The organism is Amycolatopsis sp. NPDC059027 (assembly GCF_042739735.1).
GTDB lineage: Bacteria > Actinomycetota > Actinomycetes > Mycobacteriales > Pseudonocardiaceae > Amycolatopsis.
Window position 1 is genome coordinate 23024 of record NZ_JBHYIK010000074.1, and the last position, 7018, is coordinate 30041.

Here is a 7018-nt window from a genome sequence, read left to right on the forward strand (position 1 = left end):
TCACCCCGGGGGAAGGCAAGCCCGCCCCTCACCCGGCATCCACCGCCTCGCGAAAACGTACCGGAAACAATTCCGGTATTCGTGCCCTCGCGAATGCGGAATCATTTTCCCTTGCCCATGCGGCGCCACGGCGACGACAGAGCCGCACCGGCCGGGTTCCCCGCGCGCAGTCGGGAAGTGCGTGGAAACCAGCCGTTACTCCGGATGTCCGACCCGTATGCTCCACCGGACCACGCCGGGTCCGAATTTCCGGTGAACACTGTAACAAAACCGCGAAACCCGAAGCGAATCGGGGGCGACAACGATCCGGTTAGCCCACCGGATCCCTCCCTTGCGGCCGTACGAGTGCGTTCGATAAAGGTTGACCATTTGACCACTCCCCACCACTCGAACGGCGGTGACGATCCTTCAACACACCGGGGTATAAACATGCCGTTCACATCTCGCGCGCACTTCAAGGATGGGAAAGGGATGATTTCGTGCGTTCGGTCAGGAAAGTGACCACGCAGGCGGCCATACCGTCCACGGGATCGCCTCTTCCGCCCGTCCCTCCCGGCGGCCGCGAGCTGCTCCGGTAGCGCCCGCGACCGCCCGGCTCGCGCACCGCGCGAACGTGATCGAGGTCGAAGAGTGCTCGTACCTCCGGGTGCCACCCGCCCCGCGAAGTCAGGACTTTCGCCTCTGCTTGCCGCCCTCGGTTCACGTTGTAGTTCTCACGACCTGACACCAAGGGGACCACATGGACCACGTCACGACGCTGGTAGTGGACGATCAGCCGCTGATCAGATACGCGCTCCGCCTGCTGCTCGAGAACTCCGCCGAAGTACGGGCGGTCACCGAAGCGGGCAGCGAAACCGAAGCGCTGCGGCAATGCGAGCGAACCCATCCGCGGATGGTCATCACCGAACTGTCGATCTCGGGCGAGCCCGCGGGCGCGGGAATCTGCCAGTTCGCCAAGGAACGCCTCGACAACGCGGCCGTGCTGGTGTTCTCCGGCGACTCCTCGCCCGCCGCCGTCGCCACCGCGCTGAACGCGGGCGCCGACAGCTTCGTGCACAAATCGGCCGACCGGAACCTGTTGATGGAGGCGGTCCGCTCGACACTGGCCGGGCAGCGCGCCTGGGTGCTGGGCACCGAACCGACCGGCGCGGTCGGCGAGGCCACGCAGCACACCGGCACGACGCTGACCGGCCGGGAGGAGGAGGTGCTGGCGCTCGTGCTCTGCCGGTGGTCCAACGACGAGATCGCCGGCGAACTGCACCTCGCCAGGCAGACCGTGAAGAACTACGTCAGCCGGATATTGCAGAAACTGGGCTACGGCAGCCGCAAGGAACTGTTCAAGTCATTCGATTTCACCGGCGGGACCTCACCTGTCGGCGAATCGGAGGACACCGTGACGGCCGCTCGGAACAACTGAATCGCGGCCTCGTACCGCGAGTACTCGATCATCACAAGACTGGGTACCCGGCGCATCCTGTGCGCCGGGTACACCATTTCTATCCTGGATTTCGTGATCATTTCAACGTTGATCAGGGAAAGAAAAGGAACACCGGACCCACGGGCCGGGCGAGGTGCCGCCGGGGAGGCGGACCGCGCGGCGGCCGAGATCCGCAGTCTGCTCGCCGAACGCCGGATCGCCAAGGGCTGGTCCCAATGCGACCTCGCCCACGAGCTGTTCACGTTGTCCGGCAACGGCAGCGTCACGCGCGAAGACGTCTCCCGCTGGGAGCGCGGCAAGCGGATCCCCGGGCCGTACTGGCGGCACTGGCTCAGTGACGTGCTGGACATGCCCTGCCACGACCTCGACGCCGCGGCGTCCGTGGCACGGGAACACCGGCGCGCCCGCCGCGATTGAGGGCAATGGGCGGGAGCGAAAGGGTCCCCGGAAAACTGGCCCCTTATGATTCCCGCCCATCCCGGCGACAATGGAATAAGCCGGGAAGACCCCGGTGAAGAAAATCCCCCGACGAAATACATCCCACCCTTTCCAGGAAAGGACAATTGGCATGCGTCGACTGTTGAGCGGTTCGGCCGCGCTGGCGATTCTGGCGACGACGTTCCTCGGTGGCGGCGCCGCGAGCGCCACCGAGGGCACCTCGCCCGAAGCCCAGCCCACCGCCTCCACGACCGTGGTGATCAACGAGATCTCGACCCGCGGCCAGAACGGCCTGCAGGACCAGTTCGTCGAGCTCCGCAACGTGTCGCCGCGCGTGGTGGACCTGACCGGCTACGTGCTCCGGATCTACGGGCCGTCGAACAACCTGATCGACACCATCGCGCTGCCCGCGGGCCTGCAGCTGCAGCCGCGCGACAACCTGGGCCAGTACGCGGTACTGGTCGCGAAGAACTTCTCGGGCACGATCCAGGACCAGACCAACGTCGTGCCGTTCAACCTCATGGGTGACCAGGCCATCCCGTCGACCGGCGGCGTGGCGCTGCTCAACCAGACGGGTGTGAAGGTCGACGGCATCGGATTCAGCATGGCCGTCACCTCCGCGCGCGAAGGCCAGCCCGCGGTGCCGGAGAGCCAGACGACCGAGCAGAAGAACGTGGCGAACGCCCGCGACGTCCTCAGCACGGACACCGACAACAACCGCGTCGACTTCTCGCTGCACCAGCGCACCCCCGGCGCCGACAACTGATCGCTGACACCTGACGCAAGGGAGACAACGGGCCCGAGCCGCCACCGTGGCGGCGCGGGGGCGTGGGTTTTTGTCGTTGTGGTGGCGCTGTGTCGCCAACGGCGACAGGCCGCCACTGAGAGTCATGTTCTTCGGCATACCGGTGGCTCATCCTCGACAGCACTCACCCGCGGCAGCCGCGTCCGGCGGTCCCGCCGCGGCAGCCGAGGAGAGTGATGCCGATGTTCACCCGCTCCCGTTCCGCGCACCGGCGGTACCTCCGCGCGCCGACGACACTGGCGGCCGCGACCGTGCTCGTCCTTTCCCCTGGCACGGCGATCGCCAGGGCGGTCCCCGCTCCCGGCGATCCCGCCGCGCGGCCCGGCCACGCCGAGACACACCGGGTCACCCTGCTCACCGGCGACGTGGTCGTCTACGAGGAGGACACCGCCGGCCACCGTACCGCCCGTGTCGAGCCCGCCGCGCGGCTCGACCAGCCGCCGCCCACCTTCCAGATCACGACCACCGCCGACGGCCTCGAGGTCTACCCTTCCGACGCGCTCCCGTTCGTCGGCCGCGGGCAGCTCGGCCGGGATCTGTTCAACGTCACGGCGCTCGTGCGGGACGGCCGCGACGACGCGTCCAGCGCGACGATCCCGGTCATCACCGGATATGGCGACCCGGCGCCACTGTCGGCCACCGCGCTGGAAAACCGGGCGCGACCACTCCCCCAGACCGAGCGGCACCTTCCGCTCGCGACGCTCAACAGCGTCGGGATGCAGGTGCGCAAAACCGGAACGGCCGAGTTCTGGCGCTCCCTCGCCACCCACGATGCCCGGGGTGAACCCGCGCTACAGCAAGGAATTTCCCGGGTCGTGGCGGACAAGCGGGTCCGCGTGTCCCAGGACAGGGGCACCAGCGGGACCGCGCAGATCGGCGCGCCGGTGGCGTGGCAGTCCGGGCTGACCGGGGCCGGGACCACGATCGCCGTCGTGGACACCGGGCTCGACGAGAACCACCCCGACCTGAAGGGCAAGACGGTCGCCGCCGCGGACTTCAGCGGGGAGGGCGACACCGTGGACCGGCACGGCCACGGCACGCACGTCGCCTCGATCGCCGCCGGGACCGGCGCTGCCTCCGGCGGGCGGTTCAAGGGGGTGGCACCGGACGCCAAGCTGATGGTGGCGAAGGTGTTCGGCGCCGACGGTCAGGGCGACACCGCCCAGGTCGTCGCGGGCGTCGACTGGGCGGTGGCCCAGGGCGCGAAGATCGTCAACCTCAGCCTCGGCGCCGGGGTCACCGACGGCACCGACCCGCTGAGCCAGGAGATCGACAAGCTTTCGGCCAAGTCCGGGACCTTGTTCGTGGTCGCGGCGGGCAACGCGGGCTCCGGCGACCGGACGATCACCAGTCCCGGCGCCGCGACCTCCGCGCTGACCGTGGGCGCGGTGGACGGCAAGAACGCGCTCGCCTCGTTCAGCAGCCGGGGCCCGCGTCTCGGCGACGCGCTCGTGAAGCCCGAGATCACCGCGCCCGGCGTGGACATCACGGCCGCCCGCGCGGCGGGCACGAGCATGGGCGACCCGGTCGACGCCGACTACACCAGCGCTTCGGGCACCTCCATGGCCACGCCGTACGTCACCGGGAGCGCCGCTATCCTGCTCCAGCAACACCCGGGCCTGTCCGGTGAGACGCTCAAGAACCTCGTGGTGACCACCGCCAAGGACGCCGGGCTGCGCTGGTACGAGCAGGGCGCCGGGGTGGTCGACGTCGGCAAGGCCGTCACCCGCACGGTGATCGGCCCCGCGGTGACGAGTTTCGGCCGCACCGAACGGGACCAGCGGGCGACGGCTCCGGTCACGCGTGAACTGACCTATGCCAACAGCGGGGACCAGCCGCTCGCGCTGGAACTCGGCCTGTCCGCGCGCGCGTGGGACGGCAAGACCGCCGCCGACGGGATCAAGCTGGACACGACGTCGGTGACGATTCCGCCGAAGAGCACGAAAACCGTGCACCTGACCGACTATCCCGACACCGGCCCGGCCGGGGTCTACGGCGGGACGGTGGTGGCCACGACCGCCGACAAGGCCACGGCGGTGCGCACCCCGATCAGCACCTACAACGCCGCCCAGCTGTACCCGGTGACCCTGCGGATGTTCGATTCCACCGGTGGCCCCGCACAACTCGCCTCGGCGGAACTGATCGACGACTCCGCGGGCGCGGCGACCCGCAACGACCCGTTCCAGGACCAGATCAGCCGCCGCGCCGACCTGGTGAACGGCGTGGCCAGGTTCTCGGTGCCCGCCGGGACCTACTCGGCGCTGGGCTGGACGTACGAACGCGGGCCGAAGGTGCGCCAGTGGTCCGCGCTGAGCGCGTCCGAACTCCGCGTGCCCACGACGTCGGAAATCCGGTTGAGCGCCGTCGACACCGTACCCGTGCGGCTCGTGACCCCTGCCCCGACCGATCAGCGCGACCGCACGGTGATGTTACGTCGCGTGATCCCGCCGGGTCCGGGAACGGCCGACTACATCGGCGAGTCCGGTTTCGTGGCGAGCAGCGGTGACTTCGACGTCCACGTGACCCCGGTCGCGGGTACCGCGCGCGGGTCGATTTCGTTGCAGGACACCGCGACGCTGGCCCAGTCCGCCGTCGAACTGACGGCCGACGGCCTCCGATCGGGCGCCTTGACCACCGCCTACGACGTGCCGACGCTGACCGCGAAGTGGCCGGGTGACCGGTCACTGCCGGTCGTCTTCGGCGAGGCGGGCAGGCCCGAGGACCTCGCCAAACTGGACGTCAAGGGCAAGGCGGTGCTGGCCAGGATCCCCGTGTCGTCCGACGACCCGGACGTGCCGGGGACGCTGGCCGCGGGCGCGGTGGTGGCGGCCAAGGCCGCCGCCGGCGCGGGCGCTGCCGCGCTGCTCCCCTACCCCGGCCTGCCGGGAGCGCTGGCGATCCCCGGCCTCACCAGTTCGGCCCTGCCCACCCTCTCACCGGACTGGGAGCAGGGAGAATCCTTGCGCACCACCGGTTCCGTCTCGCTGCACCTGCGGGTCCGGGCCACCCCGGACGCGATGTACAACCTGAGCTACCTCGATCCCAACGGGGTGTCGAAGGATCACATCCGGCAGGTGGACCCGAAGACGCTGGTCGCGACGAAGACGTCGTACCACGCCGACCGGCCCGGCCTGAGCGGGCAGAAGACCTGGTACCCGTTCCCGGAAGGGCTCTGGAAGACCCAACCGGTGCAGGGCACGCAGATCCCGGTGCCGGGCACCTGGACCGAGTACACCGGCCCCGCCGACGAGCGGATGGTCTGGAAGCGCGTCGTGACCCTGTCCGGGACGGACAAGACGGCCAAGCGCGCGTCGCTGGCGATGAACCAGCAGGACGTCTACCGGCCCGGCGAGCGGACCCGGCCCGACGAGCACTGGTTCGGCGCGGCGCTGCGGAACACCGCCGTCGAACTGCAGCCCGACCATCCCGCGCGCTATCCGGCGACCGCCGCCGGGTGGCAGGTGGCCTGCTCGCTGTGCCGGGGCGGCGACGATCCCGACCTGTTCGTGCCCGCCATGCAGTGGGTCGACGGGCTCGGCGGGGCCGGGCACTTCACCAGCCCGTACGAGAACGCCCGGTACTTCGCGACCTCGACGACGCGGCTTTACCGGGACGGGACCGAAATCCCGCAGTCCAACAAGGACGATCCGCTCGCGCTGGTCCCGCTGTTCCGGCTGGCGCCCGAAAAGGCGACGTACCGGCTGGACGTGACGGATGTGCTGTCCCCGAAGGCGGAAATCGGCGCGCCGAGCACGACGTTGTTCCAGTACGGCACGCGGACGGACACCTCGTGGACGTTCACCTCGGCCCGCTCGGCATCGCCGGTGCCGGTGGGATTCGCCTGCTACCCGGCGGGCACGGCGTGTTCGTTCCAGCCGCTGATCCAGCTGGACTACCGGCTGCCGCTCGACGTCACCAACCGCGCCCTCACCGGTACCGCGTTCACGTTCGACGTGGCCGCGGCGGGACACAGCGGGTCACGGGGCGGTCCGGTGACCGGGTTGAAGATCTCGTCGTCGGCCGACGGCGGGAAGACGTGGACGGAGGCGGCGGCGAAGCCACGCGGGAACGGGGTGTGGTCGGTGACCGTCACCCATCCCGCGTCGCCCGGCGCCGACGGGGCCGTCTGGCTCCGCGCCGAAGCCCGTGACGCGTCCGGGAACACCGTGACGCAGACCGTTCAGCGAGCCTACGGCCTGACCGCTCCGTTGGCGGCCGTGTCCTCCCGCGCTCGCTGAGTATCCGGCCGCGCGGGGCCGGGGAAAAACCCCCCGGGGCCACACCCCCCCCCGCGGGCGCGGCGGCCCCCGCGCGAGACCCGGGGAGGCCGCGCCCGG

Annotated in this window: 4 protein-coding genes; all 4 read left to right on the top strand. The window is 70.0% G+C overall.

The features are described from left to right. Positions 1-739 precede the first annotated feature (739 nt). The 4 genes from ACFWY9_RS36655 to ACFWY9_RS36670 all read left to right on the top strand — a co-directional run bounded on the left by ACFWY9_RS36655 (position 740) and on the right by ACFWY9_RS36670 (position 6919). Positions 740-1417, top strand: a complete 678-nt coding sequence (locus ACFWY9_RS36655; RefSeq protein WP_378329425.1) for a response regulator — start codon at positions 740-742, stop codon at positions 1415-1417. Between the two features lie 93 nt (positions 1418-1510). Further along, complete coding sequence (locus ACFWY9_RS36660; protein WP_378329426.1) at positions 1511-1855, top strand: helix-turn-helix transcriptional regulator; 345 nt, start codon at positions 1511-1513, stop codon at positions 1853-1855. Between the two features lie 151 nt (positions 1856-2006). After that, positions 2007-2642, top strand: coding sequence for a lamin tail domain-containing protein (locus tag ACFWY9_RS36665; RefSeq protein WP_378329427.1), 636 nt, complete (start codon positions 2007-2009; stop codon positions 2640-2642). Between the two features lie 215 nt (positions 2643-2857). After that, on the top strand, positions 2858-6919 hold the full coding sequence (locus ACFWY9_RS36670; RefSeq protein WP_378341062.1) for a S8 family serine peptidase: 4062 nt from the start codon (positions 2858-2860) through the stop codon (positions 6917-6919). Positions 6920-7018: the final 99 nt, after the last annotated feature.

Bases quoted from the DNA above. Each gene is read 5' to 3' on its own strand.
- ACFWY9_RS36665 (WP_378329427.1), top strand. From the start codon at position 2,007: ATGCGTCGACTGTTGAGCGGTTCGGCCGCGCTGGCGATTCTGGCGACG.
- ACFWY9_RS36655 (WP_378329425.1), top strand. From the start codon at position 740: ATGGACCACGTCACGACGCTGGTAGTGGACGATCAGCCGCTGATCAGA.
- ACFWY9_RS36670 (WP_378341062.1), top strand. From the start codon at position 2,858: ATGCCGATGTTCACCCGCTCCCGTTCCGCGCACCGGCGGTACCTCCGC.